14 protein-coding genes and 1 pseudogene are annotated in these 15,569 nt (G+C 53.4%); 6 read left to right on the top strand and 9 right to left on the bottom strand.

Annotation, left to right across the window (positions count from 1 at the left end; genetic code table 11):
* Positions 1 to 81 precede the first annotated feature (81 nt).
* The 4 genes from ABF757_RS01505 (at position 82) to ABF757_RS01490 (ending at position 4,784) form a co-directional block, all read left to right on the top strand.
* Positions 82 to 1,416 (top strand): NAD(P)-dependent oxidoreductase, encoded by a 1,335-nt coding sequence (locus ABF757_RS01505; protein ID WP_415480641.1) that lies wholly within the window; start codon positions 82 to 84, stop codon positions 1,414 to 1,416.
* Positions 1,417 to 1,422: 6 nt separating this feature from the next.
* Positions 1,423 to 2,712 carry an NAD-dependent dihydropyrimidine dehydrogenase subunit PreA gene (preA, locus tag ABF757_RS01500; RefSeq protein WP_415480640.1) on the top strand — a complete coding sequence of 430 codons (1,290 nt, stop codon included), beginning with the start codon at positions 1,423 to 1,425 and terminating at the stop codon, positions 2,710 to 2,712.
* 14 nt (positions 2,713 to 2,726) lie between these two features.
* Positions 2,727 to 4,022, top strand: a complete 1,296-nt coding sequence (locus ABF757_RS01495; RefSeq protein ID WP_415480638.1) for a M20 family metallo-hydrolase — start codon at positions 2,727 to 2,729, stop codon at positions 4,020 to 4,022.
* A 111-nt stretch (positions 4,023 to 4,133) separates the two neighbouring features.
* On the top strand, positions 4,134 to 4,784 hold the full coding sequence (locus ABF757_RS01490; protein ID WP_415480637.1) for a TetR/AcrR family transcriptional regulator: 651 nt from the start codon (positions 4,134 to 4,136) through the stop codon (positions 4,782 to 4,784).
* Here ABF757_RS01490 and ABF757_RS01485 read toward each other — a convergent pair.
* Positions 4,747 to 6,183, bottom strand: coding sequence for an NCS1 family nucleobase:cation symporter-1 (locus ABF757_RS01485; protein ID WP_415480636.1), 1,437 nt, complete (start codon positions 6,181 to 6,183; stop codon positions 4,747 to 4,749). The genes ABF757_RS01490 and ABF757_RS01485 overlap by 38 nt on opposite strands.
* Before the next feature lie 140 nt (positions 6,184 to 6,323).
* Here ABF757_RS01485 and hydA point away from each other — a divergent pair, with 140 nt between their 5' ends.
* Entirely contained in the window at positions 6,324 to 7,718 is a 1,395-nt protein-coding gene (gene hydA / locus ABF757_RS01480) for a dihydropyrimidinase (protein ID WP_415480635.1), read from the top strand.
* A 152-nt stretch (positions 7,719 to 7,870) separates the two neighbouring features.
* Here hydA and ABF757_RS01475 read toward each other — a convergent pair.
* Positions 7,871 to 8,358, bottom strand: a pseudogene (locus tag ABF757_RS01475) (transposase); the annotation flags it as partial.
* 271 nt (positions 8,359 to 8,629) lie between these two features.
* Between ABF757_RS01475 and ABF757_RS01470 the strand changes: the two are divergent.
* Complete coding sequence (locus ABF757_RS01470; protein ID WP_415480634.1) at positions 8,630 to 9,829, top strand: ion channel; 1,200 nt, start codon at positions 8,630 to 8,632, stop codon at positions 9,827 to 9,829.
* Between the two features lie 163 nt (positions 9,830 to 9,992).
* On the opposite strand, the gene ABF757_RS01465 is transcribed toward ABF757_RS01470, so the two are convergent.
* Genes ABF757_RS01465 through urtB form a run of 7 tightly spaced genes read right to left on the bottom strand, consistent with a single transcriptional unit; the run spans position 9,993 to position 15,558 of the window.
* Positions 9,993 to 10,418, bottom strand: coding sequence for a hypothetical protein (locus ABF757_RS01465; protein WP_415480633.1), 426 nt, complete (start codon positions 10,416 to 10,418; stop codon positions 9,993 to 9,995).
* 48 nt (positions 10,419 to 10,466) lie between these two features.
* On the bottom strand, positions 10,467 to 10,790 hold the full coding sequence (locus tag ABF757_RS01460) for an FmdB family zinc ribbon protein (RefSeq protein ID WP_415480632.1): 324 nt from the start codon (positions 10,788 to 10,790) through the stop codon (positions 10,467 to 10,469).
* An 11-nt stretch (positions 10,791 to 10,801) separates the two neighbouring features.
* On the bottom strand, positions 10,802 to 12,031 hold the full coding sequence (gene fmdA, locus ABF757_RS01455) for a formamidase (protein ID WP_415480631.1): 1,230 nt from the start codon (positions 12,029 to 12,031) through the stop codon (positions 10,802 to 10,804).
* Positions 12,032 to 12,055: 24 nt separating this feature from the next.
* The gene (gene urtE, locus ABF757_RS01450; protein WP_415480630.1) at positions 12,056 to 12,745 is read right to left on the bottom strand and encodes an urea ABC transporter ATP-binding subunit UrtE; all 690 of its coding nucleotides are present in this window, start codon (positions 12,743 to 12,745) and stop codon (positions 12,056 to 12,058) included.
* A 13-nt stretch (positions 12,746 to 12,758) separates the two neighbouring features.
* Positions 12,759 to 13,505 carry an urea ABC transporter ATP-binding protein UrtD gene (urtD, locus tag ABF757_RS01445; RefSeq protein WP_415480629.1) on the bottom strand — a complete coding sequence of 249 codons (747 nt, stop codon included), beginning with the start codon at positions 13,503 to 13,505 and terminating at the stop codon, positions 12,759 to 12,761.
* A complete protein-coding gene (gene urtC / locus ABF757_RS01440; protein WP_415480628.1) occupies positions 13,492 to 14,622 on the bottom strand; it encodes an urea ABC transporter permease subunit UrtC in 1,131 nt (376 codons plus the stop codon). Before urtC ends, urtD begins: the two co-directional genes overlap by 14 nt.
* A 9-nt stretch (positions 14,623 to 14,631) precedes the next feature.
* Positions 14,632 to 15,558 carry an urea ABC transporter permease subunit UrtB gene (urtB, locus tag ABF757_RS01435; protein ID WP_415480626.1) on the bottom strand — a complete coding sequence of 309 codons (927 nt, stop codon included), beginning with the start codon at positions 15,556 to 15,558 and terminating at the stop codon, positions 14,632 to 14,634.
* Between the last annotated feature and the right edge of the window lie 11 nt (positions 15,559 to 15,569).

Raw genomic sequence — 15,569 nt, 5'->3', positions numbered from 1 at the left:
TATATGGTCAGAAAAATATTGCGCATGTCGGTTTGATGGTCATACCATTGCGAAATCAAAATATCATGAGGTGCCGACAACATGCTGCAACAGGATATTGCCAGTGGTAGGCTTGATCATGAAGAACTGCAGAGCAATTTCGCTCAGGCTTCTCCACCCCTTGCGCCGATGCAGGCCGTTGTGGAGTCGGAACGGTGTTTTTATTGCCATGATGCGCCCTGTATTCAGGCATGCCCGACATCCATTGATATTCCGCGCTTCATAAACGCGATTGGTAATGGCAATCCGGGTGGGGCTGCCCGTATTATTCTGGAGGCCAATATTCTGGGGGGCTCCTGCGCGCGCGTTTGTCCAACGGAAATCCTGTGTGAACAGAAATGCGTGCATAACCTGCTGGAAAATGGCCGACCGGTGCGGATTGGCGCGTTGCAGGAATATGCTACGGACTGGCAGATGGCTCAGGGCAGTCAGCCTTTTACCCGTGCCGAGCCGACAGGTCGACGGGTGGCGGTTGTAGGGGCTGGGCCAGCCGGGCTGGCCTGCGCGCACCGGCTGGCTTTGCATGGGCATGATGTGAGCATATTTGACAGCCACGGGCACCCCGGTGGACTCAACCAGTACGGGGTAGCCGCCTATAAGATGGCCGATGATTTTGCAGCACGCGAGGTTGCGTTTCTGCTGTCGATCGGTGGCATTGTCTTCGAGGGCGGAAAAAGTCTCGGCATTGATTTTACGTTGGATACGCTGCGTCAGGATTATGATGCAGTGTTTCTGGCGTTTGGTCTGGGCAAGAGCCGTTCAGTTGGAATTGAGGGGGAAGATCTACCCGGCGTAATGGATGCGCTTGCGTTTATTGAGCAGATCCGCACGCAAGTGTTGTCGGATATTCCCGTAGGACGGCGCGTGATCGTGATCGGCGGTGGTAACACTGCGGTCGATGCAGCGGTGCAGGCACGCAGGCTGGGGGCGGATAATGTTACATTGGCTTACCGCCGGGGGCCGGAACAGATGTCCGCCACGCTGGCCGAGCGCGAATGGGCACAGACCAATGGCGTGAGCGTGCGTTTCTGGTCGTCTCCGGTAAAGATCATGCACGAAGATGGTGTTCTGAGCGGTGTGGCATTTGATCACGCACCGCTGGGGCAGCATGATCAGGCTCCACGACGAGAGGTTATTCCGGCCGATATGGTGCTGACTGCCGTAGGGCAACTCATGGACCCCGGCATGGTCTCTGCGATGCCTGTAACCATGCGTAACGGACGTATTGTTGTGGATGATCAATACAGAACAAGCCTGCCGGGTGTTTATGCAGGAGGGGACTGTACGGAGGGTATGGACCTGACCGTGGCTGCGGTGCGCGATGGCCGTGATGCGGCACAGGCCATTCATGCCGCCTTTGGTCAGGATCAGGAGTAGAAAAACATGGCTGATCTGAAAACTGAATTTGCAGGTATCCGTTCTCCCAATCCGTTCTGGCTGGCTTCCGCGCCACCAACGGACAAAGCCTATAACGTCAAGCGGGCGTTTGAGGCAGGGTGGGGCGGCGTTGTATGGAAAACCCTGGGAGAGGACCCACCGGTGGTCAATGTCAGTTCCCGTTATGGTGGGCTGCACCATCATGGCCGGAAAATGATCGGGTTTAACAATATCGAACTGATTTCAGATCGGCCACTTGCGGTCAACATCGCCGAGATCAAGGCAGTCAAAGCCGCATATCCTGACAGGGCGGTGGTGGTCAGCCTTATGGTACCGTGCGAGGAACAAAGCTGGCGCGCCATACTGCCTATTGTGGAAGAAACCGGGGCCGATGGCATCGAGCTGAACTTTGGCTGTCCTCACGGCATGTCAGAACGCAATATGGGGTCGGCGGTAGGGCAGGTGCCCGAGTATGTGGAAATGGTGACGCGCTGGTGCAAGCAGTTTACCCGCATGCCGGTTATTGTGAAGCTCACTCCTAATGTAACGGATATTCTCATGCCTGCGCGCGCCGCCTTACGTGGCGGGGCGGATGCCGTTTCCCTTATCAACACGGTGCAGTCCATTATTGGGGTCGATCTAGACCAGATGGCGCCTATGCCGGTTGTGGATGGTATGGGCACGCATGGTGGCTATTGTGGCCCGGCCGTCAAGCCTATTGCCTTGCGTATGGTGGGGGAAATCGCGCGGGACCCCGGGCTGGCCCACCTACCTATTTCTGGCATGGGTGGTATTGAAACATGGCGCGACGCAGCGGAATTTCTGGCTATGGGGGCCTCTGCCCTGCAGGTCTGCACGGCGGCCATGCATTACGGCTTTCGTATCGTGCAAGACATGATAGACGGTTTGTCCGCGTGGATGGATGAAAAGGGCTATCAGGATATCCGTGCACTGAGCGGGCGGGCGGTGCGCAATTATGTGCCATGGAACACGCTTAACCTGAAGTTCAGAACCATAGCACATATCGATCAGGAACGCTGCGTGGGCTGCGGACTGTGCCATATCGCCTGCGAGGACACCTCACATCAGGCTATTGCTGTTGGTGGCGTGTCCGGTGCGCGCCGGTACGATGTCATTGAGAGTGAATGCGTTGGGTGCAATCTGTGTGCTCATGTCTGCCCTGTTGCGGAGTGCATCACCATGCAGCCGCAACCAGTCGATGGGCATGTGACATGGCGTGAATACGAACACAGTGCAGAGCGCCTGGCAGGCTGCTCAGTAGCTCACGGCGTATGAGGGGAGAGGTGAACATGACACAACAGGACAGGACCGTGCAGGGGGCGGCCCCCCGTGGGCAGGGTGATAATTTGCGGGTGGACGGTGCCGCCCTGTGGCGCGATCTGATGGACAGTGCGCGTTTTGGAGCCACCCCCAAGGGCGGGATACGTCGTCTGGCTCTGACGGAAGAGGACAGGCAGGTCAGGGAGTGGTTTGTCAGTGCTTGCGAGGCGCTGGGCTGCGCGGTTTCATATGACTCCATGGGCAATATTTTTGCCCGTAGGCCGGGGCAGGATAATACCCTGCCGCCGCTTGCCATGGGCAGCCATCTTGATACGCAACCCACAGGGGGACGTTTCGATGGTATTCTGGGCGTGCTGGGTGGGCTTGCGGTGCTGCGCTCCCTACACATGGCCGGGCATGTAACCCACCACCCGGTGGAGCTTGTCTGCTGGACGAACGAGGAAGGCTCCCGGTTCTCACCCCCCATGATGTGTTCGGGCGTGTTCGCTGGGGTTTTTACCGAGCACGAGGTTCTGGAAAAGCAGGATCGTGCTGGCCAGCGCTTTGGCGATGCCCTGCAGGCCATTGGCTACAAAGGGGCGGAGCCGTGTGGCCAACACCCTTTGACAGCGTATTTTGAACTTCATATCGAGCAAGGCCCCATTCTGGAAGCGGAAGGCCATACCATCGGGATTGTGCGCGGTATTCAGGGCGCGCGGTGGTACGAGGTTACGCTCAGGGGCAGGGAGGCGCATGCGGGCTCCACGCCCATGCCTATGAGGCACGATGCTCTTGTGGCTGCGGCAGGCATGGTTCTGGCTGTCAGACATGTGGCGATGCAGCATGCGCCTTTGGCAGTTGGTACGGTCGGCCTTGTTGAGAACCGCCCGAATAGCAGTAACGTTGTGCCGGGAGAGGTCTTTTTCACGATCGATATCCGTCACCCTGAAGATGCAGTCGTGGTCGACATGGAAAAAGCCTTGATGGGTGATCTGGAGCGCCTAGCGGCGGAAAACGGGGTGCTGCTGGACGTGAAGCGTATATGGGATGCACCCGCCGTACCTTTCGATCCAGCCTGCATAGAAATTGTGGCGCGCGCGGCGGACCAGCTTGGTTATTCTGCTCGTGAGATAGTGTCTGGCCCCGGCCATGATGCGGGTTACATCGCTCGTGTAGCGCCAACCGCCATGATTTTCGTGCCCTGCAAGGACGGCTTGAGCCATAATGAAGAAGAAAGCATTCTTGAGGAGGATGCCGAAAAAGGTGCCAATGTGCTGTTATCAGCCCTGTTGGCGGCGGATGCTCATTTCAGTCGTGGTGCCTGATTACGCCTGAGTGGCGGGAATAAAACATACCGGCTGGTCTTTTGCGTGTGGGTGGCTGTGCTATAGCCGTAAAGGTGGTGCAACCTCCATGTGAAAGACTGCCCCGGCGATATGACCAAACAGAAAAAACCATCAGAAGAACCGGGTGTTCCGCGGCGCAATAATTCAAAACAGATATTGGATGCAGCGGAAAAGGTATTTTCTGTCCATGGGCTATCTGGTACGCGGATAGAAGATATCGCCCGTGCCTGTGGGCTGCCTAAGGCGAATGTCCTTTATTATTTCAGCACCAAGGAAAAACTTTATAAGGCAACGCTGGAGCGTGTGCTTGGGCACTGGCTCGCCAATGCCGAATTGCACCTCTCGGCGGAACAGGACCCTGCAGAGGGGTTGAGACAGTACGTGCTCTCAAAAATGGCATTTTCGCAAAAGCACCCTGCTGCATCGCGCCTGTTCATGCATGAATTACTCGCAGGGGGGCGGCATGTGCGGGGGTTCCTTAAAACAACCATGCGCGAGCATGTTGCCAACCGTGTCACAGTTTTTAAGATATGGCAGGAAAAAGGTCTGATCCAGATTGCCGATCCGGTGCATTTCCTGTTTTTGCTCTGGGCGATGACACAGTCTTATGCTGATATGCAGGTTCAGTACGCTACCTTGCTCGGGCGTCCGCGTCTGACGCAGGCTGATTTTGAAACCGGCACAGAGGCGATATTGCAACTGGTCAATGCCGCCTGCCTGCAAAAGCGGGATGGGAACTGAGCAGCAGATAGAGCAGGACAGACACGCCTAGGCCTGTGAGTTCGGACAGGCTGGCCAGAACTGGCCATACAGGAGCGAAGATCAGCATAATACTTACGGCTGTTCCACCGGCCAGTGCTATGAGCGCGCGTGGGTTGATGCCGTGGGAATACCAGTAAATATCCTGAGGGCGGGCGCTGTAGAGAGCCTGTATGTCGACCTGCTTATTGCGGATGATGTGATAATCCGCAATGACAATCCCGGCGAGCGGGCAAATGAACGCCCCCAGTATGTCCAGTGTCAGGTGAATAAGTTCGGGGCGCGCATAAAGGTTCCACGGCGTAATACCTATGGCGGCTGTGGCGGCCAGCAGGCCCCCTTTGCGCCAGGATAGTGCTTGTGGGGCAAGGCTGGAAAAATCAAAAGCGGCAGAGACGAAATTGGCGGTAATGTTGATGCCAGCCGTAGCAATGACGAATGTTATAATGCCGATAACAGAAGCAGTCGTGTTGTCGAGGCGTGCAATGGTCTCGACCGGGTCTGTCAGTAACTGCCCGAAAACCGGGAGTGTCAGGCTGATACTGCTCAGGCTGAGTAGGGAAAAGGCAAGGAAATTCAGCGGAAGCCCAAGGAAATTGCCTTTTCGTACAGCATCGGGGCTGGAAGTGTAGCGTGCAAAATCACCAAAATTGAGAACGATCGGCGAAAAATACGCCACGACCATTGTGACGATATCCAGCATGCCACCAAGAGATGAAGCAGTTTTTGTAACCGGTAAGCGTGCAGGAAAATGCCAGCTAGTTCGGGACAAAAGCCATAGGACCAGAACAATCATCATTCCATAAATTGCAGGACCAGCCCAGTCTATGAAACGGCGTACGGCGTTCATGCCGTTCCAGAATATGGTGATCTGTAGCCCCCAGACAGCAAGAAATGCCACCCAGCCTATCAGTGACAGCCCGGCAAAACCGTGCAGACTGGCATTGGCAAGTGGGCTGAAAGCGGGATGGAGGGCTATGACCAGAATGACGAGCGCGTTTGAGGCAAGCCATGTCTGGATACCGTACCAGCCAATGGCGATGCAGCCCCTGATCATGGCGGGTATGGCAGCGCCATAAACCCCAAATGCCATTCGGGCCACGACGGGAAAAGGTGCGCCCGAGACCATACTGGGGCCAGCAATGAGGTTGCAGCCTAATTGAACGATGATAATGGCCACCATCATGGCGGCCAGAATATGTGTAACCGGCAGGCCGATCATAAGAAAACTGCCGATTGTGACATAACCTGCAACACTGTGGATGTTTGACATCCACAAAAACAGATAGTCTTTCCAGCCCCATGTCCGCCGGACCGAGGGTGATAGGTCGTCATTTGTCAGGGCTGGGTCATTCTGATCCGCAGTTGTGCTGTCAAACATTGTCCTTGTCCCATCGATTCCTGCTGACAAAGAGTATTGACCATTTAGTCAGATAAACAATACGATATCGATATAAAATAAAGGATACAACAGGATCAGGCAGCCGTTTGAGCTGTAGGTGCAGGGAAGAGGGGGCGCATATGTTACATATTCGCGGTGGAACGGTTGTGACAGCGGAACGCAGCATGCGGGCTGATGTTCTGTGTGGAGCCGATGGGCGGATAGATTATGTGGGCGACCCGTTGGATACACCAGCAGGGTATGCGGTCCTTGATGCCGGAGGGCTGCTGGTCATGCCCGGAGGCATAGACCCGCATACCCATATGGAAATGCCTTTCATGGGAACCGTTGCCAGCGACGACTTTTTTACGGGCACGGCGGCAGGGCTTGCGGGCGGCACCACCAGTATTCTGGATTTTGTCATACCAGATAGAGGGGAATCGCTTCTGGCTGCGTGGCGGTCATGGCGGGAGAAAGCGGCCAAGGCCTGTGCTGATTATGGGTTTCATGTCGCGATCACACACTGGAGCGAACAGGTTGGCGAGGAAATGCGCATTCTGGTCGAGGAGTGTGGTGTCAGTTCGTTCAAGCATTTCATGGCCTATAAAAATGCCTTGATGGTGGAGGATGAAGACTTCTTGCGCTCTCTTAAGCGTGCGGCCGAGCTGGGGGCATTGTGCACCGTCCACGCTGAAAATGGCGATGCCGTTGCCTATATGCAGCAGCAACTCCGGGATCAGGGGCGTATGGGGCCAGATGCGCATCCCTTGTCGCGGCCTGCTGAGGTAGAGGGCGAGGCAACGGGCCGAGCCATCATGCTGGCGGAACTCGTTGGTGCGCCCATTTATGTCGTGCATGTTTCTACCCGGCAGGCAACCGAGGCTATCGCTCAGGCCCGCCTGCGGGGGCAGACGGTTTATGGTGAGGTTTTGCCCCAGCATCTTGTTTTTGATGACAGTGTCTATGACTGCAAGGACTGGCTGAAAGCCGCACAACATGTCATGAGCCCTCCTTTTCGGCCGCGCGCGCATCAAGGGGCGTTGTGGGGCGGGTTGATGTCAGGGCAACTCCAGACAACAGCCACAGATCATTGCTGCTTTTGTGCCGGGCAGAAAGAGGCAGGACGTGACGACTTTACCCGTATTCCTAACGGAACACCGGGCGTGGAAGATCGCATGAGCGTGTTATGGCACTATGGTGTGGAAACAGGGCGGCTTAGTCCTGAACAGTTTGTGGCTCTGACCTCCACAAATGCTGCACGTATTTTCGGTCTGTATCCGCGTAAAGGAACTATCGTTCCCGGTGCGGACGCAGATCTGGTCTTGTGGGATCGTCATATGGAAAGGAAAATTTCCGCGAGCACCCACCATCAGAATGTGGATTATAATCTTTACGAAGGTATGAACCTGCGCGGGGCGGCCCGTACAACCATCGCCAATAGCCGTATTGTCTGGCACGAGGGCGATTTGAGAGCGGTAAAGGGGAAGGGGCGGTATCTCCCGCGTAAAATTTTTACGCGTTCAGCTCTTGGTTAGGGCCAGAGTCTATAACTTATGATGCTGAGCGGAGAGTGTGATTCACAGGTTTGCCATGACCGCGTGAAGCTGTTTGCAATCTTCGCACTGGTGCGTGTGATAGCCGTTCTGCTGCTTTCCGTAACGATGTGCTTGGTCCGACAGTGGGCCAGTGTTTTATCCAGCAGGCCTTCGTGCAGTCTGGCGCTATCACTGGTAGCCGCCTCTGTCGTCTTCCATTTGCAGATCAACCTGAACTTCCGGTCGATGGAGATGTGCAATTTATAGCCAAAGAACGGTATGGTGATAGGCGTGGACGGCATCGCCCCGTCCTCCTGACACTTTGCTTTCGTGAACTTCAGCGTCCATCGCGCATGCCTGTCCTTGTGGGATAGCTTTGTGGGCTTGTCGTCCAGTCCTGTGGTATTTGCCCTTCACGCAAATCCGTCTTCTCCGCGTTCGTATTGCGCTGCTTTGGGGCCGCGACGAGGGTAGCACCCAGTTTCAGACCTGACATCGGTAGGTAACCCACGTTCCGCAGGGTTGCGCCTTAGCGATTGAACAGACCATCGATCGCACCCGTCTGTGTGAGACGCTCGGCGGAACAGCCAGTCCGTTTTGGCGCATCCGGCAAGTGATCTGAAAGCCTCAGACCAAAGAAGCCAGCCTGCCTCATCATCCATCTTCCTCAATCAATGAAGGAGAAATGCAATCACGGGAAAGCCTCAAAACAGAACCCTCTAGGTTCAACTGGTTTGTAAGATACTTGCCATCCTATCTACTATACCGCATAAAAACTGAGTGATTTTCTGTGGTGGGTGCAGAAAAATGACTACCTTCTATGTGAGTAGATTAAGGCGAGGTTAAAATGTCTTTCTTATTCAATCCCTCACATAGCGATGCGCATCAAGCGCAAGGTGAATGTCCTTAATATGCGAATTTTTAAAAATATAAAATTCTTTAATTACTTACCAATTAAAAGTCCCTTGCTAAGGGCTTTAATTGCATCTTTGCTATTATTTCATGATTCTTATTTAATAGTTAAGCCATTTTTATTAAAAAGTTTCAGGAATTTTATTTCTGAAGGAAACCAAAATTATTCATGGCATGATGCCATTATTTTTATGGGATTGCTGGATATTCCGCGGTTTTTTATGGGGATAGTATTATTTTTAATATCATTTATAATATTGTTCAGAACAAGACTGGCGTGGTTTTCATCTGTTTCGATACTTTTTTGTGTGTCTTTTATAGATTATTTTATAAGCAAAACACACTCAACAGATTTACTTTATTTAATTGGCACAATAATATATTTATTATTTGTTTGGAGGGATTTTTATAAACACAACTTGGGGACAATTAGTTTATTTTCTTTATTAAGTATCGTGTCTCTATTAGTGTATGGTTCTCTAGGCGTTCTCTATCTAGGGGATCAATTTTCACCGCATATTCTAAATATATACGAAGCAGTGTATTTTGTTATTGTATGTATGTCGACTGTTGGTTTCGGGGATATTGTTCCAGTCAGTGACAATGCAAGAATTTTTACTGTAACTGTAATTATATTCGGGATTACAATTTTTGCAGCGTCGGTTGCATCCATTGCGGGCACTATGGTTAGGAATAATGTTAAAAAAATCCTTCAGGGAAAGATGGCAAAAGTGACAAGAAATAACCACTGCATAGTAATTGGTGCATCATATTTCGCGCAGGGTGTGTGTCGAAAATTTGTAGAATCCGGAATTGTTATAACAGCTGTTTGCCGAGTAGGAGAGAAAGGTTTTTTCACCGAAAAAATGGATGTTATTGAGGGTGACCCAAGTTCTATTGATACGTTAAGTGAGGCAGGAGCAAAGCAAGCAAAATATATTATATCACTGATGGAAAATGACTCTGATAATGCTTTTGTCTTGTTGGCTGCCAAAGAGGTTGGTGGAGAAAATACTAAAATCATATCTCTAGTGAATGATGATCATAATGTTAACAAAATAAAAATAATAAAACCAGATGGTATCCTGTCATTGCAGCAGCTGGGTAGTGAGATATTGATGCAGGCCATCAGTGGTGAAACTGACAATAATTCTATTGTAAACATATTTCTCAAAACGCAAAATGCAGAGGGTAATTGATTTATCCATCATAAACGATGATGATTTAATAATACTAATTTCATGATCAATAGTTGTGTTTCTGATGAGGGCAAAAAGAGACTGTCCCACATTGATTGTGCATGCTTGTAAGGCATCCACGAGGCTCCAAAAAGGGGAGGAGGGTTCTTACACCCTCCAGATCTTACTGTCCTTGTACGCGGCAGCCTCGAGTGTGTTCGGCTGCTTGAATGTGCCTTAGCTGTGCGTGCAGGTGGTCTCGTTGAGCACTACGCTGTGGGGCAGTATTGAGCGCACTTGTCTGTTCGGATGATCCAGCAATACCGAATATTTTCACGGGAGAGAAGGTTACCTGTCCGAAGTTATTGCCGCCCTTGGTAGGCAAAGGCGCTTCATCGGCTAAACGGTCTTCTTCTCCCAGCGCTGCGATCTGGTCGGAGGTTTTTACGTCCTCTCCAAGTAGATGGCGGCAATCGAGAGTGTCATAATCCACTGAAACCTCGAGAACCTTGTTCTGTTCCGGGAGCGGATGACACCCAGCAACCAACAGTGCCAGACACAGGTATGGCCATAGTGTCTTTTTCCAGTTCAGGCGCGCGTAAGGTTTCATTGCCTCGTTCCTTATGTGTGGCCGATACGGGCCTGAGCATGGGGCAGGTTAGTGGCTTATCATCCACGGTAGTTTAGAGGGAAACACCTTTGCCGCCGGAACGCTTTGTGCTGTCAGGGGTGTTTTTTGGCGACAGCACCCACAGTTTGGACCATGTCGCCCTGAGACCTTTCGAGGCTCATGGGATGCGCGTTCATTCGTAGCGAAAGCATTGCGCCGGGCCTGTGGCATCATGGCCAGCGCAGGTAGCGTTATCATCCGTTGTGACACCTTGCCGCAGGAGGGACACTCCTGCGGCGTGGCGAACTGCTCCATGCCCCGCATAAGCGAGAACGAACCGCAGTCCGGGCATTCGTAATCATACAGTGGCATGTGCAATCCTTTTACAGATCGGCTGACATGGGCACATCAGTGCCGGGTGCGATGCCGCCTTTGGGGCCATCCGCGCCGGGGTTGATGTCAAAGTCAAAGATTTCCGTCGGTATCCACAATGTGGCGCAGGAGTTGGGAATATCCACGACCCCGCTGACGTGTCCCTGCACGGGTGCTGAACCCAGCAGGCTGTAAACCTGAGCCCCCGTATAGCCGAATTTCTTGAGGTATTCGATCGCATTCAGGCAGGCCTGACGATAGGCTACGTTGAAGTCTAGGTAATGCTGCTGACCTGTTTCATCTACCGAAATACCTTCGAATATCAGATGGTCATTGTAGACAGGCCGGATCGGGCTGGGTTTAAAAATCGGATTTTTGATTCCGTATTTTGCCATGCCATCCTTGATGAGATTGACACGAAGATGCGCCCAGCCGGGCATTTCAATCGCGCCGCAGAAAGTAATTTCACCATCCCCCTGGCTGAAATGCAGGTCGCCCATGGAAAGACCTGCTCCGTTGACATAAACGGGAAAAAACACCCGTGCGCCGCGTGTCAGGTCCTTGATATCGCAATTGCCACCATGCTCACGCGGAGGAACTGTGCGAGCACCGGTTGCGGCAGCATCAGCCCGGGCTTCACCTTTCAGGCGGCCCATATGGGCTGTGGGCACATGGGGCGGGTTTGCCAGAGGCGGTACGCGGGTCGGGTTGGTGGCAATCAGCCCGGTTTCACGCCGGTTCCATGTTTCCAGCAGATCGGGAGAGGGTAGGGTACCTATCAGACCGGGATGAAGCTGCCCGGCAAAACGCACCCCCGGCACATGCCGTGACTGAGTGAACAGGCCATCAAAATCCCAGATGGATTTGCGGGCTTCAGGAAAATGGTCGGTCAGAAAGCCGCCACCATTTGTTTTTGAGAAAAACCCGTTAAAACCCCATGGATTTTCTTTCAGTGTTCCAATATCCAGCAGGTCAACCACCAGCAGGTCGCCCGGTTCAGCCCCTTCCACACCAATAGGGCCGCTGAGGAAATGCACGATGCTGAGATCAACATCACGCACATCATCAGCGCAGTCGTTGTTTTTAATGAAACCGCCAGTCCAGTCATAACATTCAAGAATGAAGTCATCGCCCGGTTTGACCGTTGCAACCATTGGCAGGTCAGGATGCCAGCGGTTATGAACATTTTCGTTCTCATAGGCGGATTGAGACAGGTCAACCTTTACGAGTGTTTCAGGCATTGTCATGTCCTTATGGTTTACGGTTCAAACGGAAAGGAAGCGGGCTATGCGGTCTTCATCCACATTGGCGCGGCTATCCTCATGGACAATCTGTCCATTTTCGATCACCAGAACCCTGTCCGCGATATCCAGCGCGAAGCTGAGCACCTGCTCGGCCACAAGAATGGTCAGACCCATTTCATCGCGGATGCGCCGTAGCGTGCGGGCAAGTTCAAGAATGATCGATGGCTGGATGCCCTCAGTCGGTTCATCCAGCAAAAGCACTTTGGGGCCGGTTGCCAGAGCGCGGGCAATGGCAAGCTGCTGCTGCTGCCCGCCTGACAGGTTGCCTCCCCGGCGTGTACGCATTTCCTTCAGAACTGGGAAAAGCGTATACAGGTTCTCGGGAACGGTTTTCCCACCCCGCACAAACAGGCCGGTTTCAATATTTTCCTGCACGGTCATGGCTGAAAACACCATGCGGCCCTGCGGCACAAAAGCCAGTCCGGCGGCTACGCGCTGGTAACTGGGAAGATTTGTGATTTCCTGCCCATCCAGCGCGATATGACCGGAGCGCACGGGAACCATCCCGATGAGTGATTTCATGAGCGTGGTTTTGCCCATGCCGTTACGCCCCATGATGGCGACAATCTCGCCCGGGCGCAGAGTCATATCCACCCCGTGCAATACCTCGCTCTCGCCGTAGCAGACCCGGAGCTGAGAGATTTCGAGCATTGCGTTGTCTTTTTCAGTGGCCAAGGTACACCTCGATAACGCGCGGATCGTTCTTGACATACTCCATGGAGCCTTCAGATAGGATACGGCCCTGATGCAAAACCGTGACTTGATGGGCAATTTCCTCAACAAACCCCATGTCGTGTTCAATCACGATAACCGATCGCGTCCGGATAATGTCTTTCAGCAATGCTGCTGTTTTGACACGTTCGCTTACGGTCATGCCGGCCACAGGTTCATCAAGCATCAGTAGTGCAGGGTCCTGAATGAGCAGCATGCCCAGTTCCAGCCACTGTTTCTGCCCATGGCTGAGGTCTTCAGCACGGCGGTCAAGTTGGTCGTCCAGAAAAATGGTGTGGGCAACTTCATTGACCCGCTCCACCACTGCCGTATCCCGGCGGAAGAGCAGAGACCCCATAATACCCCGCCCTTTGGGGTAGGAAATTTCCAGATTTTCGAACACCGTCAGGTCTTCGTAAATCGAGGGGTTCTGAAACTTGCGGCCGACACCTGCACGCACAATCTCATGTTCTTTCAGGCGTGTTAGTTCCGTGCCCTTGAAACGGATGGAGCCAGAAGTGGCACGAGTACGCCCACAGATCAGATCCAGAACGGTAGTTTTGCCTGCTCCGTTCGGCCCGATTATGACCCGCAGCTCGCCCTCACGAACGGAGAAGGATAGGTCGTTGACTGCCCTGAACCCATCGAAGGAAACCGTGAGGTCTGTGACGGACAGAAGAGGTTCATTACCCGTTTGCATGATCGGCCTCCCTGCCAGCGTGAACCGGTGCTTTGGATGACGAACCAAGCAGGCGGCTGACATAAGGGTCGAGATAGGTGCGGTAGAGGCTGGCAAGCCCGCCAGGCAGCACCACAACAATGAAGACAAACAATGCCCCCATGGCGAACATCCAGACCTGCGGCATGGTTTCTGAAAAGCTCGTGCGCGCCCAGTTTACCAGCAGGGTGCCGTATATGGCGCCCAGAAGGGATGTGCGGCCACCTACGGCGCAGTAAATAACCATTTCGATGGATGGCACGATCCCGACAAAACTGGGGGACATGAAACCCACCTGAAGGGTAAACATGGCACCACCAATCCCCGCCATGGCAGCCGCAAAGCAGAAAACGAAGGTTTTGAAACTGGCGACGTCATAGCCTGAGAACCGCACCCGGTCTTCGCGTTCACGCATCGCCACCAGAATACGCCCTAGCTTGCTGCACCGGATGAAATGCGCGCCTCCCAGACAAACCAGCAGCAGGGCAATGGTGACAAAATACAGGATAAGCTTGGCGTGATCGGTGCGAATATCCCAGCCGTTAAGTGTGCGCAGGTCGGTAATACCGTTGACCCCCCCCGTATACCCCTGTTGCCCGATGATGAGGATCGTCAGGATTGAGGCAATGGCCTGTGTGATGATGGCGAAATACGTTCCCCCAACCCGGCGCTTGAACATGGACAGGCCGATGATGAGTGCGAGCAGCATAGGCACGGCTGCGACCGCCACAATCGAAAATGCAAGGCTATGGAATGGCTGCCAGAACCACGGCAACGTTGTGATCTGATTCCAGTCCATGAAGTCGGGAATGCCCGGTGTGGACTGGATCTTGGTTGCTTCAGGTGTGGAGGCCTGCAGTTTGAGGAACATGGCCATGCAGTAACCGCCAAGGCCAAAGAAAATACCCTGTCCCAAGCTGAGAATACCCGCATCGCCCCAGCACAGGACCAGCCCGAGTGCCACGAAAGCATAGGTCAGGTATTTCCCAACAAGGTTGAGCCTGAACGGTTCAAGCACCAAAGGTAGGATAACGGCCAGAATGGCTACGAGAACCAGAACAAAGAGCGCGGTTTTCCTGTCACGCAATAACGATTTCATGATCTTTCCTCACCGCCGCACTTTGAGAACGAACAGACCCTGCGGGCGGAGCATCAGAATGATGACAACGCTCAGCAGCACGATGACCTGCGCCATGGAACCGCTCAGGAAAAACTCCAGAATTGAACGGGTCTGTGAAATACTGAAGGCCGAAGCAATGGTGCCTGTTAGGCTTTGTGCTCCGCCAAATGCCACGACCAGAAACGTATCCACGATATAGAGTTGACCGGCCGTGGGGCTGGTGGAGCCAATCATGGTAAAGGCGGCCCCGGCTACCCCTGCAATGCCGCAACCCAGACCAAAGGTCATGCGGTCAACCCGCTCGGTATTGATACCCACCGCACCAGCCATGGCACGGTTTTGCATGACCGCACGCACCTGCTTGCCCCAGCCGGAACGGAACAGGAGGAGATACACCCCGGCCGTAATAACCAGCGTCATGCCCATGACAATTATGCCGTTGATGGGAATTTCGATACTGTCAGACAGGTGGGCGGATCCCATCATCCATTCCGGCAGGTTCACACCCACTTCACGCGCACCAAAAATGGAGCGGTACGCTTGCTGGAGCATGAGGCTGATGCCCCATGTAGCCAGCAATGTGTCCAGTGGACGCTTGTAAAGAAACCGGATCAGCGACCACTCCAGCGCCATGCCCAGCAGGCCCGGCACAATGAATGAAACAATGATTGCGACAAAGAAATACAGGCTGAACAATCCCGGCATATATGCACTGAACAGCCGGGAGCATTCATAAGTCATGTAGGCTCCGAGGATCATGAACTCCCCATGGGCCATGTTGATGACACCCATCTGCCCGAAAATGATCGCCAGCCCCAGCGCCATCAGCAGATAGACGGAAAACATGATCAATCCGGCAAAACCCTGCATGACCAGGATGGAGCCAAGATCGCTGAATGAATAGCCCATCAGCATGGAACGCGATC

It is taken from the genome of Acetobacter papayae (genome assembly GCF_047721125.1).
In the GTDB taxonomy this organism is placed as follows: Bacteria; Pseudomonadota; Alphaproteobacteria; order Acetobacterales; family Acetobacteraceae; genus Acetobacter; species Acetobacter papayae.
The sequence above is the reverse complement of the archived record's forward strand: the minus strand, read 5'-3'. Positions and strand labels throughout refer to the sequence as shown.